Source organism: Rhizobium sp. YTUHZ044 (genome assembly GCF_051123975.1).
In the GTDB taxonomy this organism is placed as follows: domain Bacteria; phylum Pseudomonadota; class Alphaproteobacteria; order Rhizobiales; family Rhizobiaceae; genus Rhizobium.
This window is the reverse complement of the sequence record NZ_CP101426.1, coordinates 2,701,548-2,722,285: the sequence shown is the minus strand read 5'-3', so window position 1 is coordinate 2,722,285 and position 20,738 is coordinate 2,701,548. Positions and strand designations below refer to the sequence as shown.

Below are 20,738 nucleotides of genomic sequence, written 5' to 3'. Positions count from 1 at the left end.
GGACGTGCCCTTGCGGGGCTGGCGGTTGAGGAAAACGGTGCTGCATATCCCTTCTCCCCGTAAGCGGGGAGAAGGTGCCGGCAGGCGGATGAGGGGCTGCGGCCTCACTCAATTTTTGATGAATACGAGGACAGGAAATCGATCATGGCAATGATCCAATGCATTTCACCGGTCGACGGATCGGTTTACGCGGAGCGCCCGGCACTTTCGCTCGACGCCGCCAAGGACGTGGTGGCGCGCGCCCGCAAGGCGCAGAAGGCCTGGGCGAGGCGACCGCTTGAAGAGCGTGTCCAGCTTGTCCTGAAAGGCGCCGCACGGCTGAACGAAATGTCCGACGTCGTCGTGCCGGAGCTTGCCTGGCAGATGGGCCGGCCGATCAAATACGGCGGTGAATACAAGGGCTTCAACGAGCGCTCCAATTATGTCGCGTCGATTGCGGCGGGTGCGCTGGCACCTGTTGTCGTCGAGGAGAGCGACCGTTTCGAGCGCCGTATCGAACGCGAAGCGCATGGCGTCGTCTTCGTCGTTGCACCCTGGAACTACCCCTATATGACGGCGATCAACACGATCGCGCCGGCGCTGATGGCCGGCAATACGGTGGTGCTGAAACATGCCTCGCAGACATTGCTCGTCGGCGAACGGCTGGTGCAGGCCTTTATCGAGGCCGGTGTTCCCGAGGATGTGTTCCAGAACGTCTTCCTCGACCATGAGACGACCTCGGCGCTGATTGCCGCCGGCAGCTTCAATTTCGTCAACTTTACCGGATCGGTCGAAGGCGGGCGGTCGATGGAGCGGGCCGCCGCCGGCACCTTCACGGGCCTCGGCCTCGAACTCGGCGGCAAGGATCCGGGCTACGTCATGGAAGACGCCGATCTCGATGCGGCCGTCGACACGTTGATGGACGGCGCGACCTATAATTCCGGCCAGTGCTGCTGCGGCATCGAGCGCATCTATGTGCATGAGTCTCTTTACGATGCCTTCGTCGAGAAATCGGTCGCCTGGGTGTCGAACTACAAGCTCGGCAATCCGCTCGATCCTGAGACTTCGCTCGGGCCGATGGCGAACAAGCGCTTCGCCAAGGTCGTGCGCGAGCAGATCGCCGATGCGGTTTCCAAGGGCGCCAAGGCGCTTGTCGACCCCAAGCTTTTCCCACAGGATGACGGCGGCGCCTATCTCGCGCCGCAGGTCCTCGTCGATGTCGACCATTCCATGGCCTTCATGCGCGAGGAGACCTTCGGCCCGGCGGTCGGCATCATGAAGGTGAAGAGCGACGAAGAGGCACTGGCCTTGATGAACGACAGCCAGTACGGGCTGACCGCTTCGCTATGGACCAAGGATGCCGAGCGGGCGGCGCGGCTTGGCCGCGAGATCGAAACCGGCACCGTCTTCATGAACCGCGCCGACTATCTCGATCCGGCGCTCTGCTGGACCGGTGTCAAGGAGACCGGCCGCGGCGGTTCGCTCTCGATCATCGGTTTCCAGAATCTGACTCGCCCGAAATCCTTCCACCTGAAGAAAGTCACAGCATGAGCAGCAACATCACTGCAAACTGGAGCTATCCGACATCGGTCAAGCTCGGCCGGGGCCGCATCAAGGAACTGTCCGACGCCTGCAAGAGCCTTGGCATCAAAAAGCCGCTGCTCGTCACCGACCGCGGCCTCGCCTCGATGGCGATCACCAAGAACGCGCTCGATATCCTCGAAGATGCCGGTCTCGGCCGGGCGATCTTTGCCGATGTCGATCCGAACCCGAACGAGAAGAACCTCGAGGCCGGCGTCAAGGCTTTCAAGGATGGCGGCCATGACGGTGTCGTCGCCTTTGGCGGCGGCTCCGGTCTCGATCTCGGCAAGTGCGTCGCCTTCATGGCCGGCCAGAGCCGGCCAGTCTGGGATTTCGAGGATATCGGCGACTGGTGGACACGCGCGAGCCTCGAAGGCATCGCCCCGATCGTCGCCGTGCCGACGACGGCCGGCACCGGCTCGGAAGTCGGCCGCGCCAGCGTCATCACCAATTCCGTCACACATGTGAAGAAGATCATCTTCCATCCGAAGTTCCTGCCAGGCGTCGTCATCTCCGATCCGGAACTGACGGTCGGCATGCCGAAGATCATCACCGCCGGCACCGGCATGGATGCCTTCGCCCATTGCCTGGAGGCCTATTCCTCGCCCTTCTATCACCCGATGTCGGCCGGCATCGCGCTCGAAGGCATGCGTCTCGTCAAGGAATTCCTGCCGCGCGCCTATCGGGAAGGGACCGATCTCGAAGCCCGCGCCAACATGATGGCCGCCGCTGCCATGGGCGCGGTCGCTTTCCAGAAGGGGCTCGGCGCCATCCATGCGCTGTCGCACCCGATCGGCGCGGTCTACAACACCCATCATGGCATGACCAATGCGGTTGTCATGCCGGCGGTGCTGCGCTTCAACCGCGCTGTCATCGAGGAGAAGATCGGCCGGGCGGCCGCCTATCTCGGCATTTCGGGCGGTTTCGACGGCTTCTACGATTATGTGCTGAAGCTCCGTTCCGATCTCGGTGTGCCGGATACGCTGACGGCAATGGGAATCGCGTCCGACCGCATCGACGAACTGTCGGCCATGGCGATCGAAGATCCGAGCGCCGGGGGCAATCCGGTTGCCATGACGCTCGAAAACACCAAGGCGCTTTTCAGGGACTGCTTCTGATAAGATCAGATGGACCTGCAGATCGGCCCGGAAAGCTCTTGCTTTCCGGGCTCTTTCATTTTGGAGGCATCCTGAATTTTAGGGATGTGAAAAATACCGCCTGCAATTTCGCCGCGCGCGTTCGCAATTTGTTAACCATGATTGTAAAGGATGGGTTAACCGCACGATGCTCCGACAGTGCGCACAAGAGCGATGCCGGCTCGCGCCATTTCCTCCGAGGACCGAACATGCCAGTCATTACATTCGCAAATACCAAGGGCGGCGCCGGCAAGACGACCGCTGTTCTCTTGCTCGCGACCGAGCTTGCCCGTCAGGGCTATCGCGTGACCATTCTGGATGCCGATCCGCAGCATTGGATTTCACGTTGGCACGAGATATCGGGGCACGTGCCTAATATTTCAGTGATCGATTTCGTGACGACCGCCTCGCTGCCGCAGCATATCAGCGAAAACAAGCATAATACCGACTATTTCATCGTCGACCTGCCGGGCGCGCGCAATCCGCTGCTTGCCACCGCCGTCGGTCTTTCCGACCATGTACTGATCCCGATCCAGGGCTGTGCCATGGATGCGCGCGGCGGCGCGCAGGTGCTCGAACTGCTGCAGTATCTGGACGAGAAGGCAGGCATCAAGATCGGCCATTCGGTGGTGCTGACCCGCGTCAGCTCGATGGTGACGACCCGGGCGCTGCAACTCGTCAAGTCGCTGCTCAGCGAGCGGCACGTGCCGGTGCTGGACACGGCGATTATCGAACGTTCGGCCTTCCGCGACATCTTCGACTGTGGCGGCACGCTGCAGACCATGGACCCCACGCGCGTCAGCAATCTCGACAAGGCGCGTGAGAACGCCGCCTGTTTCGCCCAGGAAATCATGCGCAAGGTGCCTGTTCGGTTGACAGCCTCGGCTCGCATGGCGACGGCGGCCTGAATACCCAAGCATTGAAACAGAAAGGCCGTCGGGGCGATCCGGCGGCCTTATCGTTTGTGACCAGTTTGGCTTTGGCTCAGTCGACGAACTCGACCGTCACACCGGGCTTGACCATTTTCGCAAGCTCGGTTGCATCCCAGTTGGTCAGGCGAATGCAGCCGTGGCTCTGGGTGCGGCCGATCTTGGAGGGCTCCGGCGTGCCGTGGATGCCGTAAGTCGGCCTGGAAAGCGCCATCCAGACGGTGCCGACCGGGCCGTTCGGGCCTGGGGGAATGTTGAGGATCTTGTCGTTGGCGCCCTGCTGAAAGTTGATCTTCGGGTTGTAGGTATAACCGGGATTGAACGCGACGCGCTCGACCGTCACCGTGCCGGACGGGGAGGGGGTGTCGGTTGAGCCGATCGAAGCCGGGTAGGCGGCGATAAGATTGCCGGCGCCGTCATAGGCGAAAACCTGTTTGCGCCCCTTGTCGGCGATGATGCGGGCGACCTCGCCGGTCTTCATCTCGCCGGGATTGACGACCTTGATCACCGTGCCGGGAACACTGAAATCGGCGCCGGGATTCATCTCCTTGAGGAAGGCCTCGTCCATATGGAAACGCTCGGCCAGCATTTCAGTGGTCGAGGTATAGGCGAGCGACGGCAGCAGCGCCTTATGCGAATAATCTTCCGGGATCTCCGCGACGAAGGGGCCGGCGGCATCGGCCGGCGTGATCGTATAGCTGACGACGGGCAGGCCGCCGTTCATGCGCAGCTCTTCCAGAATGGCATCGGTGTCGTTGGGGTCGAGCTTTGACCCCGTCATCTGGTCGTAAGCATAAATGCCCTTGGTGACGTTCGAGCCCATGTGCCCGTCGATGACGCCGGGAGAGATGCCGGCGCGGTCGAGGAAGACCTGCAGCGCGACGATCTCGGGCTTCGATTTGTTCTTCAGCGTGATCACGGGCTCGTCGGGTGCTGCCTTCGGCGCATCGGCGGGCGGGATCTGCTGATCGGGATCGATCGAAGCGTAATCGTCGCCCGATTGCGGATTGCCAATGCTGTTGTCCTTCGGATAGGGCTCCTCGCCGAGCGGCAGGCGCTCGATTGCAGCGTCGCGCGGAATGCCACCGGTGACGGCGCCGCGTTCGGAATAACGCGTATCGCCATAGGAATTGTCGTCGGCATAATAGGGATCGTTGCCACCCTGGTCGGTATAAACCTCGCGCGGGCCGGGCCGTGGTGGATAGTAGCCGCGGGCGCGCATTTCGGTGGCGACGACGTTGCCGTAGGCGTCGATCAGCACGCGGTTGCCGCTGCGGTCGCGGGCATAGGCAAAGCCGCGCGGGACATAATCGAGGATTTCGCCGTTCGGCGTGACCAGCACGACATCGCTCTGGCGACGGTCACGAAACTGCTGCGCGCCGGCCTGCGGTGCTGCAGCCGCAACGGCTGCCAGCACGGCCGCAAGCGAAAATGCCGACTTCAAAAAGCGATTCACGTCTCACACCTCGAACAGTGACTGGGCCGACACACACCCGCGAATTTTGACGCTAGTGTGGAATTTATGAAAGCGTGCTGAACAAAATATGAAAATCCCTAAGATTTCCTTTTACTCATAAACGTTTGCATCCTTGTGTCCGTTCCGCAAAATCCACGGTTGCGGCAAAAGCGCAAGAGGAGAACGGCGCGATTGACGAAAGAGGGCGCGAAACTTAGAGCTTTTCCGGGTTAGACTGCGGCATTCTGCCGGAGCAGGTTTTCGTCAGGGCAAAGGCGATTGGCGAAGGGCATACCCCAAGGTACGTCCGAGCCGATCGCCTCTGATCCTGGCGGAAACATGCCCGGCCCACCGGCCGCACCGCTTCGCCGTGGCGAAGCGATGTGCGTCCGGCGATTCCAAAGTCTTGCAGATTTGCCAGCCAAATTTGCGGGAGGGTTGGCTGAAACAGGGCGGCTGATCGACCGGCCGGCTTGGCCGTAGAGCTTGGCTACGACGCGCGCCGGCCGGTCGACCATCCGACCGTTTGAGCCAACAGAATGCTGCAATCTAACCCGGAAAAGCTCTAACGCTACGGCGGCCGCTAACCTTGAGGAGACCGAGATGATCGAATTTGCCGCTGCAAGCGGGCCGCGCCTGATGCTGGATGAAACATCGGTGCTCGATATCGGCGGATGCATTGTCGACGGCGTCGATATTGCGCCAAAGCGTGCCATTCCGGACGATGGCGATCCGCGAATCGATCACTCGCTCGAAGGTTTCCTCTTCACCTGCGGCCCGGACCATATCCGCCATCGCCAGCCGATCGCCGGCCGTGCCGACGGCAAGGTCTATCCGCTGCACGGATCGGCCTCCGGCCACGCCGCCAAGATCCTGTGGACGAAACACGAGAATGGCAATGCCGAATGCCGCGCCGATATCGACATTACCACGGTCGAGGGACTGCCGCAGCGCATCGAGCGGCTGTGGCGGATCGACGGCGCGAACGGCGAGGTGCGGCTCGAAGACCGGGTTATCAATACCAGCGATCAGGCGGTGCCGACCTTCCTGATGTACCATATGAATGTCGGCGGCAAATGGCTGGACGACGGCACGCGGCTCGAAGGCCGGATGCTGGAGAATGGCGGCTTCCCCTGGACATTCGGCGAGGAGCCCGGCGGCATCTTCTGTGTGCCGGCGACGGCGACGGAGGAGGGCTCGGCGGAAGTCCGGCTCGGGCCGATCGCCGCAATTGGCGGCAGGACGCTCAACGTGCGCTTCCGCGCCGATACGCTGCCTTATCTGCAGGTTTGGCGGAACCAGAAGGCGCCCGCTCATATTATCGGCATCGAGCCGGTGTCGCATCGCTGGGTATTGCGCGACGAGCTTCATGCGGCCGGTGAATTCAACATGCTCGCCCCGGGCGAAAGCCGCAGCTATGCGCTGACCTTTGCCTTCCTGTGAGTGAAGTGTTGTTGACGCTTGCGGGCCTCCCGTCGTAGACCTTCAGCCCACGATCTTTGAGGAGACAAGACGATGGATATTCGCCAGATCGACGATGAATATTCGGTTTCGGGACAGATCACGCTTGAGGACCTCGATGAGATCAAGGCGTTGGGCTTCAAATCGATCGTCTGCCATCGCCCCGACCATGAAAGCCACGACCAGGCGTCGTTTTCCGTCATCGAGGCGCGTGCCAAAGAGCTCGGACTCGACATCGCTCATGTGCCGGTTGGACCGATGGGCGTGACCGAAGAGGCAGTGCAGGGCATGGTCGACGCGCTCGACGAATTCCCGCGGCCAATGCTTGGCTATTGCCGCTCGGGCGCGCGCTCGACGGCGATCTATCAGAAAACTCAGCATATCCGCAATTAACCGCCCTTTCCGGGCTCCTACTTCCGGCGTTGAACCTCAGCGCCGGCACCTTTCATTGATGCAGGAGACGATAATGAGCATTAAGCGTATCGACGTCGGCGCGCGCATGAGCGGCGCCGTCATTCACGGCAACACGGTCTACCTCGCAGGCCAGGTGGGTGAGGGCGAAAGCGTCACCGATCAGTGCAAGTCTGCGCTCGCCGAAGTCGACCGTCTGCTGGCGGCCGCCGGCAGTAACAAGTCGAAGATCCTGCAGACCCTCGTCTATCTTTCCGACATCGCTTATTTCGGCGAGATGAACGCAGCCTGGGAAGCCTGGATCGATCCGGCCAATCCGCCGGCACGCGCCACCAGCGAAGCCAAGCTCGCCGCGCCGAAATACAAGGTCGAGTTCATCGTTACGGCTGCGCTCGACTAAGTTCGCCGCAGTTCCGTCTCTCAAAGCCGGTGGGGCGCCCTTACCGGCTTTTTGTTTGCGCGATTTCCGAAAGCGTTCTGGTCGGTGTGATCGCTTCCGGATCGAGCTTCACCTCGATGATCGCCGGTTTGCCGCTTCTTCGCGCGCGCTCGAAAGCCGGGGCGAATTCCTCCGTGCTTTCCACCGTCTCGCCGTGGCCGCCATAGGCGCGGGCAAGGGCCGCGAAGTCGGGGTTGGTGAGATCGGTGCTGCTGACGCGGCCGGGATATTCGCGCTCCTGATGCATGCGGATCGTGCCGTACATGCCGTTGTTGACGACGATTGCGATGATCGGCAGACCGTAGCGGATGGCGGTGGCGAATTCCTGGCCATGCATCAGGAAACAGCCGTCGCCGGCAAAACAGATGACCTCACGCTCGGGAAAAAGCCGCTTGGCGGCCACCGCGGCGGGCAACCCGTAACCCATCGAGCCGGAGGTGGGCGCGGCCTGGGTGTTGAAGCGGCGGAAACGATGGAAGCGATGCAGCCAGGTGGCATAGTTGCCGGCGCCGTTGGTGAAGATTGCGTCCTGCCTGGTATTCGCCTCCAGCCACTCCATGATCGGTCCCATATGGACAGCGCCAGGACCTATCGCTGGCGGCTTCGACCAGGCGAGATAGGCTTGGTGCATGCGCTCCGTGCGCTCCGCCCAGTGCGGCTCGGTCGGCGCTTTCAGATCGGTAAGTGCAGCGACGAAATCGGCCGGTGCCGCGCAGATCGCCAGATCCGGGCGATAGATACGGCCGAGTTCGGACGCATCGGGATAGACGTGGACCAGCGATTGCTGGGGGTAGGGGATGTCGATCAGCGTGTAGGACGACGAGGGCATTTCCGACATGCGGGCGCCGAGCAGGATCACCAGGTCGCTCTCCTTGATCTCCTTGGCGAGCGCCGGATTGATGCCAATGCCGACATCGCCGGCATAGCAGGGATGAAGGTGATCGAACAGCATCTGCCGGCGGAAGGAGCAGCCGACCGGCAATTGGAAACGCTCGGCGAAGATTGCAAAATCGGCGACGGCATCGGCATCCCAGCGCGTGCCGCCGAGGATCACCACCGGTCGCTCAGCTTTGAGCAGACGCAGATAGAGATCGTCGATCTGGCTGGGGCCGGGATGCGCCTCGACGTTGGCATAACGCCTGGCGAGGGGCGCCTCGACCTCGTCGCGCAGCATGTCTTCCGGCAGCGTCAGCACCACGGGGCCGGGACGGCCGGAGGTTGCGATCGCAAAGGCGCGGGTGACGAATTCGGGAATTCGGGCGGCATCGTCGATTTCACCCACCCATTTGGCGAATTCGGTGAAGGCGCGGCGGAATTCGACCTCCTGGAAGGCCTCGCGCTCACGTGCATCACGCTGCACCTGGCCGATGAAGAGGATCATCGGGATCGAATCCTGCCTTGATATATGCAGGCCGGCGGAGGCGTTGGTGGCGCCGGGGCCGCGGGTCACCATGCAGATGCCGGGTTCGCCGGTGAGCCTGCCCCAGCAATCCGCCATCATCGCCGCCCCGCCTTCCTGCCGGCAGACGAGGACGTCGATATCGCTGTCACGCAAGGCGTCGAGCACGGCGAGGAAACTCTCGCCGGGCACGCAGGAGAGGCGTTTGACACCGTTCGCCTTCAGCGCCTCGACGATCAGTTCCCCGCCCGTTTGTTTCATAATGATACCTTCTTCATGACGATGTCTTCCTCTCAAGCTCGGCGAGTTCCGCCAGAATTTCTTCCCTGTGTTCGCCGAGACGCGGGCTCGGCCTGACGTAGCGCAATGGTGTTTCCGACAGCCCCACCGGCGTCCTGACCCCGGGGATGACGGTGCCGGCGGCATCGGCAAGGTCGATGCGCAGACCGCGAGCCTTCACTTGCGGGTCGGCGAACATTTCCTCGATCGTGTTGATCGCGCCCGATGGAACCGCGTTCTGCTCGCAGGCCTTCAGGAGATCCGCCTTCTGCCATTTCAGCGTCTCCGTGGAGATCAGGCGGCGCACCTCGCCGCGGTTGGCGACGCGGGCCTTGTTGGTGGAGAAACGCTCGTCATCCGCGATCGTCTCCAGGCCGAGGATGGTAGACAGGCGGCGGAACTGGCCGTCGTTGCCGACGGCCAGGATGAGATAACCGTCGGCCGTCGGCACGACCTCATAGGGCGAGATGTTCGGATGGGCGTTGCCGAGGCGGGTCGGTGCTGCGCCGGAGATGAGGTAATTCATGTTCTGATTGGCGAGGACAGCCGATTGCACGTCGAGCAGGGCCATGTCGATCAACTGGCCTTGTCCGGTTTTCAAGGCATGGATCAGAGCGGCCTCGATCGCCGAGACGGCATAGATGCCGGTGAAGATGTCGGCGATCGCCACGCCCGCCTTCATCGGTTGGCCGTCCGGCTCGCCTGTTATCGACATGAAGCCGGACATGCCCTGGACGATGTAATCGTAGCCGGCGAGACCGGCATAGGGGCCGGTCTGGCCGAAGCCGGTGATCGAGCAATAGACGAGCCTCGGGTTCTGCTTGCGCAGGCTGTCGTAATCGAGCCCGTATTTGACGAGGCCTCCGACCTTGAAATTCTCGATCACCACATCGGCTGTGGCTATGAGACGACGGACGAGTTCCTGGCCTCCAGGGCTCTTGAGGTCGGCGGTGATTGAGCGCTTGCCGCGATTGGCGGCGTGGTAATAGGCGGCCGAGAGATTTTCGCCGTCGGCACCTTCGACGAAGGGCGGGCCCCATTGGCGGGTGTCGTCGCCACCGTCGGGATTTTCCACCTTGATGACGTCGGCGCCGAGATCGGCAAGCATCTGGCCCGCCCAGGGGCCGGCGAGCACGCGGGCAAGCTCGATCACCCGGATGCCGGCAAGCGGCGGCATGTTCGTCGCGGTCTCGGTCATGTTCCTCCCGTCGGTGTCTACGGCGCCAGCGTCACCTCAGATGTATCGGATACCGGCTTTGAAGCAAAGCGGCGCTCGCGCCAGAGGATGTAGAAGCCCGACGCCATGATGATCGTGATGCCGAGCCATTTGATCGCATCCGGAAAATCGCCGAAAACAAGCCAGGCGAAGATCGTTGCCGAAACGATCTCGAAATATTGCAGCGGCGCCAGCGTCGACGCCGGTGCCGCACGAAAGGCATAGACGCCGAGGATGCCAGCGATCGCGGCCATGGCGCCGACGCCGGCCACGTAGAACCAGGCGCTGCCTGCAGGCATGACGGGATCGAAGAGATCGGAGCCGCGTCCTTCGCCGACAAAAAGCAGGAAAGCGCAGAAGAGCAAGCCCCAGATGCCCATCTGGAACTGCATCGACCAGGGGTCCTCCCGGTGCGAGAGGACGCGGGTCATCAACACGAAGATCGCAACGCAGAGCGCGCTGACGACAGGCAGGAGCGCGATGTAGCCGACCTCCTCGAAACTGGGCTGGATGATCAGCATCGCCCCGAAGAAGCCGACGCCGCAGGCGGTATAGCGCCGCCAGCCGATCGTCTCCTCGAGGAAAATGCCGCCGAGGATCGTCACGATGATCGGCTCGATAAAGAAGATCGCGATCGCGTCGGCGACCGCCATATATTTCAGCGTGGTGACGAAGGAGATCATCGAGACGGTGATGACGAAGCCGCGGATGGCGTGGAACAGGCTCTGGCGCCACGAGAAATCGGTAAAGCTGCGCCGCCATAGCACGATCGGCAGCATGCAGAGCGCTTGCACGAGGAAGCGGCCGGCGGTGATCTCGGCGGAGGGGACGGTGACGACGGCAAGCTTGGCGAAGATGTCGATGAGCGGCGAGAACATCACCGAAAGAAACATCAGCGCAAGCCCGGTCGTCACTTCGGGGGCGGACGAAGCGGGGCGGGCGGAGGTGCTGCTCATGATGGGATCTCTCTGGCTCAGGATCTTGCGAGTGCCTGGTCGCACCAGTCCGCGAAGGCGGCGGTCGCCGCGTCGGCGTCGATCTCGTTCAGTGTTTCATGCCGCATGTCCTGATATATCCGAGTGCTGATACGAGAGAAGCCTTGCGCTTTCAAATGGGTTGACAGCCAGAGGACGGCTTTTCCACGCTCCGTCGCCGGATCCTCGCCGCCGCCGACCAGATGGATCGGCATGTCGCGCGGCAGCCGGTCGAGATGGAGCTTCTGCGGTGCGCGAAACGTCAGTTCGAAGAGATCGAGCCAGAGCGAGACCGAAGCATCGAAGCCGCAGAGCGGATCGGCGATATATTTGTCGACTTCATCGGCATGGCGCGACAGCCAGTCGAACTCGGTGCGGCGGTCCGGGATCGATTTTCCCCAAGCTCCGAAGGTGAGCTTCGGCAAGAGGCCGCTCGGCACGTCGGAGCCCTTCAGCATCCGCTCGGCGAGCAGGATCGCCTGGGCGGCTCTGCCGGCAAGGCCGACGGCGAAATTCGAATTCCAGACGGCGACAGCGTCGAAGCCGGTCGGAGCGGTAACGGCGGCATTGAGCGCGATGAGGCCGCCCATCGAATGGCCGAAGAGGATCACCTTCAGGCCGGGATGGCGCGAGGCCGCATGGGCGCGCACGGCAAGGACATCGCCGATCACCCGGTCGACGCCATCCCGGCCGGCGAAGTGGCCAATCGGCGCGTCGGGCGCCGTCGTCTCGCCGTGGCCGCGGTGATCATGGGCATAGACGTGGTAGCCGCGCGCCGCCATCGCCGCGGCAAAGCGGCCGTACCGCTTCGAATGCTCCGCCAGGCCGTGCGATATCAACAGGACGCCGCGCGCCGGGTGGGTAGCCTCGGCATGGTGATAGGCCAGAGACGCTTCCCCTATCGCGAGTCTTTGCGTATCAGAAAACATCCGGATCCTCCCCGCCCCAGCAGAGCAGATCGCTACTGCATAATTCCTTAAAGCGGAATCGATTTAAGCGAATATGCTGCAACTATAAGTGCGACACGGTGCTCGCGTAACTCTAAGACAGTGAGGTCCCCGCAATAGTCAGCTGTTTCCGGCGACGCGCAGTCGATAACAAATTTCGGCACGGCTGCGATTCAGGGTTGCTGCCGTTTACTCTTTGTGCTTATCTGTTCCTGCATTGTTCTTCTTTGGGGGTTGAAATGAGCAGCATGCAGTTGCGTACCTTTACGTTCGCCTTGTCGATGATCCTTGCCGGCGCTGCCGTGGCGCAGGAGGCCGATGGCCGTACCCGTTTCATTCTTGCTGCGAGCTGGCAGCCCGCCTTCTGCCAGACGAACCAGAAGAAGCCCGAATGCGCCAGCCAGACCGGCGAGCGCCATGACGCGACAAATTTCTCGCTGCACGGCCTGTGGCCGATGCGGCAGGATTATTGCGGCGTCAGTGAGGACCAGAAGGCTGCCGACAAGGACGGCAAATGGGATACATTGCCCGCGGTTGCGCTTTCGGCCGAGACGCAGGCGTCGCTTGCAAAGGCAATGCCCGGCACCCAGTCCGGCCTTGAACGGCACGAATGGATAAAGCATGGCACCTGCACGAAAATGAGCGTTGAGGATTATTTCGGCGTCGGCGTCCATTTAGTGGATGCGCTCAATACATCGGCCGTGCGCGATCTCTTTGCCGCCAATATCGGCAAGGCGGTCAAGGCCGAGGCGATCAAGGCTGCTTTCGACAAGAGCTTCGGGCCGGGTGCGGGCGAGCGCGTCAAGATGAGCTGCCGGCGAGCCGGCAATGTCAGGGTGATCAGCGAGTTGACGATCGGCCTGTCTGCGGATGCGGGAACGGCATCGGCAAAAAGCGCGGGCCTTGCCGATCTGATCCAGGGAGCGGGAAAAACCACGTTCGGCTGTGACGAGGGCGTTGTCGATGCGGCGGGCTTCTGACCGGAATCCGGCGTAAACGGGTTTCGGCGTTGCTCACAGGCGCTGTTTCGCCTACATAGCGGCACGAAACGAAGTTTCCCGTCCGGAGCAGCGCAGCATGGCACGTCAATTCATCTATCATATGTCCGGCCTCAACAAGGCTTATGGCAACAAGAAGATCCTGGAGAACATCCACCTTTCCTTCTACCCGGATGCCAAGATCGGCATCCTCGGACCGAACGGCGCCGGTAAATCCACTGTGCTGCGCATCATCGCCGGCCAGGACAAGGAGTATACCGGCGAAGCCTGGCTCGCCGAGGGTGCCACGGTCGGCTATCTCGAGCAGGAGCCGAAACTCGACCCCACCAAGACGGTTTTCGAGAACGTCATGGAAGGTGTTGCCGCGAAGACGGCGATCGTCGATCGTTACAACGAATTGATGATGAACTACTCGGACGAGACCGCGGAAGAGGGGGCGAAGCTCCAGGACATCATCGACAGCCAGAACCTCTGGGATCTGGAAAGCCAGGTCGAGATGGCGATGGAAGCCCTGCGCTGCCCGCCGCGCGATGCCGATGTCACCAATCTTTCCGGTGGTGAGCGCCGCCGCGTCGCGCTCTGCCGTCTGCTGCTGTCGCAGCCGGATCTGCTGCTGCTCGACGAACCGACCAACCATCTGGATGCCGAAACCATCGCCTGGCTCGAAAAGCACCTGCGCGACTATCCCGGCGCCGTGATGATGATTACCCACGACCGCTACTTCCTGGACAACGTCACCGGCTGGATCCTCGAACTCGATCGCGGCCGCGGCATCCCTTATGAAGGCAACTACTCCGCCTATCTGCAGGCCAAGGCCAAGCGCATGCTGCAGGAAAACCGCGAAGAGGCATCACGCCAGAAGGCGATCAGCCGCGAGCAGGAATGGATTGCTTCCAGCCCGAAGGCTCGCCAGGCCAAGTCGAAGGCGCGTATCAAATCCTACGAGCAGTTGGTGGAGGCGGCCGAGAAGCAGCGTCCCGGCGACGCGCAGATCATCATCCCGGTGAGCGAGCGCCTCGGTCAGGTGGTCATCGAGATGGAGGGCATCACCAAGGGCTTCGACGGCCGCACGCTGGTCAACGACCTGTCGCTGAAGCTGCCGCCGGGGGGCATTGTCGGCATCATCGGTCCGAACGGCGCCGGAAAGACGACGCTGTTCAAGATGATCACCGGCCAGGAAACGCCGGATGGTGGTACGATCCGGATCGGCGAAACCGTGCACCTCAGCTATGTCGACCAGAGCCGCGATGCGCTCGATCCCAACAAGACCGTCTGGGAAGAAATCTCCGGCGGCGCCGAAGTGATCAAGCTCGGCAAGTTCGACATGAACTCCCGTGCTTATTGCGGCGCCTTCAACTTCAAGGGCGGCGATCAGCAGCAGAAGGTCGGCAGTCTCTCGGGCGGCCAGCGTAACCGCGTTCACCTCGCCAAGATGTTGAAATCCGGCGGCAACGTTCTGCTGCTCGACGAGCCGACCAACGACCTTGATACCGAAACGCTTGGCGCCCTTGAGAACGCGCTTGAGAATTTTGCCGGTTGCGCCATCGTCATCAGCCACGATCGCATGTTCCTCGACCGCCTGGCGACGCATATCCTGGCTTTTGAGGGCGAGGGCCATGTCGAATGGTTCGAAGGCAACTTCGAGGATTATGAGGAGGACAAGGTCCGTCGCCTCGGCCCGGATGCGCTCAATCCGGGCAGCCAGGCCCATAAGCGCCTGACACGCTGATCCCTGCTTCATTTCTGCTTCCGAAGCCCCGGTTCGACCGGGGCTTTTTCGTGTCAGACCCCGTCGCAATTTGCGCAGGCAATTTCGCGAACAGTGCGAATTGCCGCTTGCCACCGCTTTTCAAATCACATAAAGATATCTTTATATCTTGATTGGGCCAATGATGAGCGAACCTTTGAAGCTGGGACTGGATGGGCTGGTGGACGTCTTGAAGGCGGCCGGAGAACCCACGCGTCTGCGTCTTCTGGCGCTTCTCGACGGCGGCGACCTGACGGTGACCGATCTTACTGAAATCCTCGGCCAGTCGCAGCCGCGCATCTCCCGCCACCTGAAGCTGCTCGGCGAGGCCGAACTGATCGAACGCTATCAGGAAGGCGCCTGGGCCTATTTTCGCCTCAAGCAGGACGGCAAGGCGGCCATGCTGGTGCGGGCGCTGCTGAAACATGTCTCCGAGAACGACCCGACCATCCTTCGTGACGGCGAGCGTCTTTCGGCTGTCAAGCGCCAGCGGGCCGAGCGGGCGCAAGCCTATTTCAGCCGCAATGCCGCGGAATGGGACGAGCTTCGCCGCCTGCACGCGGCGGATGAGGAGGTCGACGCCGCCGTCATTCGGCTCCTCGGCAACCAGCCGATCGATTCGCTGCTGGATCTCGGCACCGGCACCGGCCGCATCCTCGAACTCCTGTCCGGACTTTACCGCCGTGCTGTCGGTGTCGACGCCAGTCGCGACATGCTGAGCGTGGCGCGCGCCAATCTCGACAAGTCCCGCATCACCAAGGCGACGGTGCGCCACGCCGATATCTTGAACCTTCCGTTCGAGGGGCAGGATTTCGACCTTGTGACGATCCATCAGGTGCTGCATTTCTTCGATCAGCCGGAGATTGCGATCGCGGAAGCGGCGCGCATGCTGCGGCCGGGCGGGCGGCTCGTGGTCATCGACCTCGCGCCGCACACGCTCGAATATCTCAGAGACGAACATGCCCATGTCCGTCTCGGCTTTTCGCACCAGGCGATGTCCGACTGGTTGCGCAAGGCCGGGCTCGACGTCGAGCAGGTCGTCGATCTTCATCCGGGTCAGCAGGGCGGGCAGGGGTTGACGGTCACCGTCTGGCTCGCGCGCGATCCGAGGCGCCTCATGGCTTCGCAAACGAGCGAAGGCGCCGAACCCACATTTGCCGGGAGAGTATGACATGGCTTTGAAAAGCGAAGGACGCGGGCGCAACTTCGGGATCTCCTTCGAATTTTTTCCGCCGAAATCGGAGGAAATGGAAGGGCAGCTCTGGGATACTGTCAGCAAGCTGCAGGATTGGGATCCGGATTTCGTGTCGGTGACCTACGGCGCCGGCGGCACCACCAAGGCGCCGACGCTGTCTGCTGTTACGCGTTTCCTGTCGCAGACGCCGCTTGCCACCGCCTCGCACCTGACCTGCGTTGGTGCGACGAAGGAGGAAACGCATCATATGATCGATACGTTTCGCAAGGTCGGCGTAAAGCATTTCGTGGCTTTGCGCGGTGATGCGCCCGGCGGCGTCGGCGCGCCCTATCAGCCGCATCCCGGCGGTTACGCCAATGCGGCAGAACTGGTGGCAGGCCTCAAGTCGGTCGGTGATTTCGAGATTTCGGTCTCCGCCTATCCGGAAAAGCACCCGGAAAGCCGTGATACGGCCGCCGATATCGACATGCTGAAGCGCAAGGCCGATAACGGCGCCGACCGGGCGCTGACGCAGTTCTTCTTCGACAATGACAATTTCGAGCGCTACCTGGAGCGGGTGCGCGCCGCCGGCATCTCGATCCCGATCGTGCCAGGTATCATGCCGATCCAGAACCTGACGCAGTTGAAGCGTTTCGCCGGCGCCTGTGGCGCGGTCATCCCTGGCTTCCTCGACGAGCGTTTCGCGGGCCTCGACGATAAGCCCGAGGACCGGGCGAAGGTCGCGGCCGAAGTTGCCGCCGAGCAGATCGAGGATCTCGTCCGGCGCGGCATCGGTGATTTCCATCTCTATACGATGAATCGCGCGCCGCTGGTTTCCGCGGTGCTTGACAATCTCGGCTTTGCCCGCCGAACGACAAAGAGCGCGGGAGCCGCCGCCTGATCCTTGCAGACGTTCAAAAGTGAAAAAGCGCATGTCGGGCGGGACATGCGCTTTTTCGTTGGCGGATTGATCAGGGGAGTTTAGGCACTATCAGCGTTCCGCATCCGTCATTCCGGCTCAAATGAAGAGCATGGATAAGACGAAAGCAAACGCTGCACTGACCAACAGAACATTCAAGGATTGCGTGAGTCCCATGTCTGTCTCCTCGCGCTAGCCGTCGGATATTATGTCTGAAATATGTCGGTTGGGAAGCGGATTTTATGCTGCGCTGCCGAAACGGCCAGTGGACAAGTCGAACATCATTTTCCTAAGGCCTTGAGATGAAACGATAATTTCGAGAAAATTTTTCTTCACACATTTTAACACGGCGTTAAATCAGGCGACTGCGAATTTACCTATGCGCCCGAAACTTGGCGAAGCCGCAACTGGTTGAAAACATACGAAAAATGCAACCTGAGGTCAGGCGGGCTTGGCCAGCAGGCGATAGGCGCGCCCGTCGAGGATGACGAGGCCGAAACCGATCAACGCCATGCCGGCGAATTCGCTCAGGCTGAGCCTTTCGCGGAGGAAGAGCACGCCGAGAAGGATGGCGCTCGGCGGCACCAGCAGCGTGACGAGCGAGGCGTTGGTGGCGCCGGCGGTCGCGATGACCCTGAAATAGAGAATATAGGCGAAGGCGGTCGAAAGCAGCGCCAGCGCCAGGATGGCAAGCAGCACTTCGAGCGGCGGTATGGTCAGTGCCCAGGGTCGATCGGCCAGCAGCGACAATGGCAGAGCGATCAGTGAGGATGCGGTCAACTGGCCGGCGGCGGTGACCGCGGCAGGGACGCCCTTGAAACGCTTGCCGTAGGTGGCGGCAAAACCGTAGGAGACGGCGGCGAGCACCGGAAACAGCAGCGCCCAGAGCGGGGCTTCGCTGCCGGCGGAGATGCCGGGGCCGACCAGCACGATCGTCCCGAGGAGACCCACGAGGCAGCCTGCGATCTTGGCCGAGCTCAACTTCTCGTCCGAGGTGAGGTAATTGGCGATGAGCACCGTCCAGATCGGCGTCGTCGCGTTCAGGATCGCCGCAAGGCCGGCGCCGATGCGGGTCTGGCCGAAGAAGATCAGGGCATGCGGCAGGACATTGTTGATGACGCCGAGGATCAGGAACTCGCGCCAGCGGGCCTTGAAGATCGAATAGATGTCAAGACGCCCGGCAATATAGACATGCAGCGCGAGCGCGGCGAGCAACAGCCTGAGGAAGACGAGGGTCAGCGGTGGCACGTGCTGGACGGCGATGCGGGCAAAGAAAAAGGAGCCGCCCCAGATCAGGCCGAGCAGGACCAGCAGCCCCCAAGTCCAGGCATTCATCTTGCTGTCCATGCCGCTTCCTCCACCGCAAGCGAACCGTCCGCAACCGGCACCGGTTCTTCATCAGGAAGCTTTAGCCCAAGCGGCAAATGCCGCCACCCGTTTCTTGCAAAACGGGTGGCGGTAAACGTCAGCGGCGATCAGAGAGCGTTGAGAAGGGCAGGCGTCGCCCAGCCGTCGGCCGGTATCCCCAAGCGCTGCTGTTCCTTCTGGATCGCGATACGCGTGCCGGAACCGAGAATGCCGTCGATCTCTCCGACATCGTGGCCGAGCGACTGCAGCTTGGTCTGCAGCGTCTTCATCTGGTCGTTGGCAAGCCCTTGTTCCGGCGCGCCCTTGAGATAGGTCGGGGCGCCGGAAAGGCGGGTCGCGAAATAGGCGGCCGAGGTCGTGTAGATGAAAGACTTGTTCCATTCGAGATATATCTTGAAATTCGGGTAGGCGATGAAGGCCGGTCCCATGCGGCCCTGCGGCAGGACCAGATCGCCCTCGAGCTCACCGAAGGCCGTATTGCCGTCGCGCGGCTTGACGCCGAGCGCGAACCACTCGCTGGCCTTCATTGCGCCGCCAAGGCCGGATTTCTCCCAAGGCAGGTTGTCGGGCAGGGTGACTTCCTGCAGCCAGGGCTGACCGCGCTCGAAGCCGAGATGCTGGATGAATTTCGCTGCCGTCAGGATGGCGTCCGGGCCGCTCTGCTTCAGGCGGACATGGCCGTCGCCGTCGCCGTCCATGCCATAGGCGATGATGTCGCGCGGCAACATCTGGACCTGGCCGATCTCGCCGGCCCAGGCGCCGGTGTTGGTGGCGGGGTCAAGGTCGCCGTGCTCGACCATCTCGATCAAGGCGATCAGCTGCGGGCGGAAGAGTTCTGGGCGGCGGCAGTCGTGCGACAGCGTCACCAGAGCATTGCGGGTGTTGAAATCGCCCTGGACGGCGCCGAAATCGGTTTCCATCGCCCAGAATGCGGTGATGACGCCTTGGGGAATGCCGAATTCCTGCTCGGCCCGGGCAAAGACGTCGGCATATTGCTTCATCTTCTGGCGGCCGATGTCGAGACGGGCTTGGCTGACGGTGCGCTGCGAGAATTCTAGGAAGGTCTGCTTGAAGACGCCCTGGGCGCGATCCCGGCTCAGGACCTTGGGATCGATTTCGGCGCCGGCCAGCGCCTCGTCGGCGGCTGCGGCGCTGGCGCCTGCGGCGACCGCATCAGCCTTGACGCCCTGGAGAAAGGCAGACAGATCGCCGCCGCAGGGGGCTGCCGGAGCCGAGGCCGCGGGCGCCTGCTGGGCGGCCGCGCCGCCTGCAAAAGCGAGGGCAAACAGGAGGGCGAGTGCAGAGCGGCTTGTGAGCGAGCGGTGCATGAATGCGGTCCTTATAGCAAATGGATGCCCGTCGCTTTCACAGAGGAATGTGACGGAAGCAAGAAAGATTGAAAGACGTTACTAAGAATTTCTATCCTTGGAAACGGCCGCGACCCAATTGTTCCAGTTCTTTGCGCTGCCGGCAAAGACGTTGATGTCGGTCGGCCCCTTGATGCCGGGAATCACGCCGGTCGAGGTATATTGCCAGAAGGCCCAGCGGCGGTCGGAATAGGTCACCTCGGGATGTTTTGCCACCGAGCGGACCCAGAAATGATAATCCTGGAAGTAGCCGGCGAGATTATCGCGGTGGAAATCGACCGAGGTGTAGATAATCGGGCGCTTGCCATAATAGGCCTCCAGCCGGTCCATGAAACGCTGCATTTCGGAGCGCACGGTTTCCGCGTCGGGGCGGTAACGACAGGTCTTCGATTCGGCGTTCCATTCGACGTCGAGCACCGGCGGCAGGCGCATGGCCTCCTTCGGCACGTTGCGGATGAACCAGTCGGCCTGCTCATCGGCCGAGGAGCAGAAATAATAGAAATGGTAGGGGGCGTGCGGGATGCCGGCGGCGCGCGCCTCGCGCCAATATTCATCGAAGCGGGGGTCGACCCTGTCCTTGCCTTCCGTCGCCTTGATGAAGGCAAAGGCGACGCCGGAATTCCTCACCGTGCTCCAGTCGATATCGCCCTGCCATTTGGAGATGTCGATGCCGTGGATCGCATTCTGCTGCGGATGCTTGGGGCCGAAATCCTGCGGATCGGTATCCCGGAAGCGCGTCTTCGGCTTGATCGATGCGGTTTCGAGATAGTCGTGACCGGAGGAGGAACACCCCGCCAGCAGGATGGCCAGGGGCAGAACGCAAAACAAAAGCCGGCGCATGGGTATCCCGTCGTGAACCGAATGATCTCTTTGCTCCACAGCCTGACCTTCGAAAATGACGAGCCCAGCAGAGGAATAACCCTCTTTTCATCATATCAACGTAAAAAATCGGTTAGTT

At 61.9% G+C, this 20,738-nt stretch carries 19 protein-coding genes; 10 read left to right on the top strand and 9 right to left on the bottom strand.

The window, feature by feature from the left end; translation table 11 throughout:
* The first annotated feature begins 144 nt into the window (after positions 1–144).
* From NL154_RS13580 to NL154_RS13570, 3 genes are all read left to right on the top strand, one after another.
* On the top strand, positions 145–1,530 hold the full coding sequence (locus tag NL154_RS13580; RefSeq protein ID WP_210630581.1) for an aldehyde dehydrogenase family protein: 1,386 nt from the start codon (positions 145–147) through the stop codon (positions 1,528–1,530).
* The gene (locus tag NL154_RS13575; protein WP_210630582.1) at positions 1,527–2,678 is read left to right on the top strand and encodes an iron-containing alcohol dehydrogenase; all 1,152 of its coding nucleotides are present in this window, start codon (positions 1,527–1,529) and stop codon (positions 2,676–2,678) included. Before NL154_RS13580 ends, NL154_RS13575 begins: the two co-directional genes overlap by 4 nt.
* A gap of 227 nt (positions 2,679–2,905) precedes the next feature.
* The gene (locus NL154_RS13570; protein ID WP_221102473.1) at positions 2,906–3,604 is read left to right on the top strand and encodes a ParA family protein; all 699 of its coding nucleotides are present in this window, start codon (positions 2,906–2,908) and stop codon (positions 3,602–3,604) included.
* A gap of 76 nt (positions 3,605–3,680) precedes the next feature.
* On the opposite strand, the gene NL154_RS13565 is transcribed toward NL154_RS13570, so the two are convergent.
* Together NL154_RS13565 and NL154_RS13560 are read right to left on the bottom strand one after the other, a co-directional pair.
* Positions 3,681–5,081: a L,D-transpeptidase gene (locus NL154_RS13565; protein WP_434732814.1), complete on the bottom strand. Its 1,401-nt coding sequence runs from the start codon at positions 5,079–5,081 to the stop codon at positions 3,681–3,683.
* A 230-nt stretch (positions 5,082–5,311) separates the two neighbouring features.
* Positions 5,312–5,599: a hypothetical protein gene (locus NL154_RS13560; protein ID WP_405049217.1), complete on the bottom strand. Its 288-nt coding sequence runs from the start codon at positions 5,597–5,599 to the stop codon at positions 5,312–5,314.
* 85 nt (positions 5,600–5,684) lie between these two features.
* On the opposite strand from NL154_RS13560, the gene NL154_RS13555 reads away from it, so the two are divergent.
* The 3 genes from NL154_RS13555 to NL154_RS13545 all read left to right on the top strand — a co-directional run bounded on the left by NL154_RS13555 (position 5,685) and on the right by NL154_RS13545 (position 7,353).
* Positions 5,685–6,524, top strand: coding sequence for a DUF4432 family protein (locus NL154_RS13555; protein ID WP_221122651.1), 840 nt, complete (start codon positions 5,685–5,687; stop codon positions 6,522–6,524).
* A 72-nt stretch (positions 6,525–6,596) separates the two neighbouring features.
* Entirely contained in the window at positions 6,597–6,935 is a 339-nt protein-coding gene (locus NL154_RS13550) for a TIGR01244 family sulfur transferase (protein ID WP_221153416.1), read from the top strand.
* 73 nt (positions 6,936–7,008) lie between these two features.
* The gene (locus tag NL154_RS13545; RefSeq protein ID WP_097593761.1) at positions 7,009–7,353 is read left to right on the top strand and encodes a RidA family protein; all 345 of its coding nucleotides are present in this window, start codon (positions 7,009–7,011) and stop codon (positions 7,351–7,353) included.
* A 40-nt stretch (positions 7,354–7,393) separates the two neighbouring features.
* Here NL154_RS13545 and NL154_RS13540 read toward each other — a convergent pair whose 3' ends face one another.
* The 4 genes from NL154_RS13540 to NL154_RS13525 are packed head-to-tail and all read right to left on the bottom strand — an operon-like array spanning position 7,394 to position 12,189.
* Entirely contained in the window at positions 7,394–9,052 is a 1,659-nt protein-coding gene (locus tag NL154_RS13540; protein WP_221122652.1) for a thiamine pyrophosphate-binding protein, read from the bottom strand.
* A gap of 13 nt (positions 9,053–9,065) precedes the next feature.
* Positions 9,066–10,268, bottom strand: a complete 1,203-nt coding sequence (locus NL154_RS13535) for a CaiB/BaiF CoA transferase family protein (protein WP_434732813.1) — start codon at positions 10,266–10,268, stop codon at positions 9,066–9,068.
* A 17-nt stretch (positions 10,269–10,285) separates the two neighbouring features.
* Positions 10,286–11,242 carry a DMT family transporter gene (locus NL154_RS13530; protein ID WP_434732812.1) on the bottom strand — a complete coding sequence of 319 codons (957 nt, stop codon included), beginning with the start codon at positions 11,240–11,242 and terminating at the stop codon, positions 10,286–10,288.
* Positions 11,243–11,259: 17 nt separating this feature from the next.
* Positions 11,260–12,189, bottom strand: a complete 930-nt coding sequence (locus tag NL154_RS13525; RefSeq protein WP_434732811.1) for an alpha/beta fold hydrolase — start codon at positions 12,187–12,189, stop codon at positions 11,260–11,262.
* Positions 12,190–12,446: 257 nt separating this feature from the next.
* On the opposite strand from NL154_RS13525, the gene NL154_RS13520 reads away from it, so the two are divergent.
* The 4 genes from NL154_RS13520 (at position 12,447) to metF (ending at position 17,027) form a co-directional block, all read left to right on the top strand.
* A complete protein-coding gene (locus tag NL154_RS13520; protein WP_221145584.1) occupies positions 12,447–13,187 on the top strand; it encodes a ribonuclease T2 family protein in 741 nt (246 codons plus the stop codon).
* Positions 13,188–13,284: 97 nt separating this feature from the next.
* Complete coding sequence (gene ettA, locus NL154_RS13515; protein WP_210630592.1) at positions 13,285–14,934, top strand: energy-dependent translational throttle protein EttA; 1,650 nt, start codon at positions 13,285–13,287, stop codon at positions 14,932–14,934.
* 163 nt (positions 14,935–15,097) lie between these two features.
* A complete protein-coding gene (locus NL154_RS13510; RefSeq protein WP_210630593.1) occupies positions 15,098–16,123 on the top strand; it encodes an ArsR/SmtB family transcription factor in 1,026 nt (341 codons plus the stop codon).
* A gap of 1 nt (position 16,124) precedes the next feature.
* Entirely contained in the window at positions 16,125–17,027 is a 903-nt protein-coding gene (metF, locus tag NL154_RS13505; protein ID WP_210630594.1) for a methylenetetrahydrofolate reductase [NAD(P)H], read from the top strand.
* Positions 17,028–17,486: 459 nt separating this feature from the next.
* On the opposite strand, the gene NL154_RS13500 is transcribed toward metF, so the two are convergent.
* The 3 genes from NL154_RS13500 to NL154_RS13490 form a co-directional block, all read right to left on the bottom strand.
* Complete coding sequence (locus tag NL154_RS13500) at positions 17,487–18,392, bottom strand: DMT family transporter (RefSeq protein ID WP_434732810.1); 906 nt, start codon at positions 18,390–18,392, stop codon at positions 17,487–17,489.
* 128 nt (positions 18,393–18,520) lie between these two features.
* Positions 18,521–19,741 (bottom strand): lytic murein transglycosylase, encoded by a 1,221-nt coding sequence (locus NL154_RS13495; RefSeq protein WP_210630596.1) that lies wholly within the window; start codon positions 19,739–19,741, stop codon positions 18,521–18,523.
* An 81-nt stretch (positions 19,742–19,822) separates the two neighbouring features.
* Complete coding sequence (locus NL154_RS13490) at positions 19,823–20,620, bottom strand: glycoside hydrolase family 25 protein (RefSeq protein ID WP_210630597.1); 798 nt, start codon at positions 20,618–20,620, stop codon at positions 19,823–19,825.
* Positions 20,621–20,738 lie beyond the last annotated feature (118 nt).

What these genes read in the sequence shown, in the direction of transcription:
- NL154_RS13520 (WP_221145584.1), top strand. Translation starts at nt 12,447, where the DNA reads ATGAGCAGCATGCAGTTGCGTACCTTTACGTTCGCCTTGTCGATGATC.
- NL154_RS13540 (WP_221122652.1), bottom strand. Translation starts at nt 9,052, where the DNA reads ATGAAACAAACGGGCGGGGAACTGATCGTCGAGGCGCTGAAGGCGAAC.
- NL154_RS13550 (WP_221153416.1), top strand. Translation starts at nt 6,597, where the DNA reads ATGGATATTCGCCAGATCGACGATGAATATTCGGTTTCGGGACAGATC.
- NL154_RS13510 (WP_210630593.1), top strand. Translation starts at nt 15,098, where the DNA reads ATGAGCGAACCTTTGAAGCTGGGACTGGATGGGCTGGTGGACGTCTTG.
- NL154_RS13570 (WP_221102473.1), top strand. Translation starts at nt 2,906, where the DNA reads ATGCCAGTCATTACATTCGCAAATACCAAGGGCGGCGCCGGCAAGACG.
- ettA (WP_210630592.1), top strand. Translation starts at nt 13,285, where the DNA reads ATGGCACGTCAATTCATCTATCATATGTCCGGCCTCAACAAGGCTTAT.
- NL154_RS13525 (WP_434732811.1), bottom strand. Translation starts at nt 12,189, where the DNA reads ATGTTTTCTGATACGCAAAGACTCGCGATAGGGGAAGCGTCTCTGGCC.
- NL154_RS13555 (WP_221122651.1), top strand. Translation starts at nt 5,685, where the DNA reads ATGATCGAATTTGCCGCTGCAAGCGGGCCGCGCCTGATGCTGGATGAA.
- NL154_RS13545 (WP_097593761.1), top strand. Translation starts at nt 7,009, where the DNA reads ATGAGCATTAAGCGTATCGACGTCGGCGCGCGCATGAGCGGCGCCGTC.
- NL154_RS13495 (WP_210630596.1), bottom strand. Translation starts at nt 19,741, where the DNA reads ATGCACCGCTCGCTCACAAGCCGCTCTGCACTCGCCCTCCTGTTTGCC.
- NL154_RS13490 (WP_210630597.1), bottom strand. Translation starts at nt 20,620, where the DNA reads ATGCGCCGGCTTTTGTTTTGCGTTCTGCCCCTGGCCATCCTGCTGGCG.
- NL154_RS13535 (WP_434732813.1), bottom strand. Translation starts at nt 10,268, where the DNA reads ATGACCGAGACCGCGACGAACATGCCGCCGCTTGCCGGCATCCGGGTG.
- NL154_RS13530 (WP_434732812.1), bottom strand. Translation starts at nt 11,242, where the DNA reads ATGAGCAGCACCTCCGCCCGCCCCGCTTCGTCCGCCCCCGAAGTGACG.
- metF (WP_210630594.1), top strand. Translation starts at nt 16,125, where the DNA reads ATGGCTTTGAAAAGCGAAGGACGCGGGCGCAACTTCGGGATCTCCTTC.
- NL154_RS13580 (WP_210630581.1), top strand. Translation starts at nt 145, where the DNA reads ATGGCAATGATCCAATGCATTTCACCGGTCGACGGATCGGTTTACGCG.
- NL154_RS13560 (WP_405049217.1), bottom strand. Translation starts at nt 5,599, where the DNA reads ATGGTCGACCGGCCGGCGCGCGTCGTAGCCAAGCTCTACGGCCAAGCC.
- NL154_RS13575 (WP_210630582.1), top strand. Translation starts at nt 1,527, where the DNA reads ATGAGCAGCAACATCACTGCAAACTGGAGCTATCCGACATCGGTCAAG.
- NL154_RS13500 (WP_434732810.1), bottom strand. Translation starts at nt 18,392, where the DNA reads ATGGACAGCAAGATGAATGCCTGGACTTGGGGGCTGCTGGTCCTGCTC.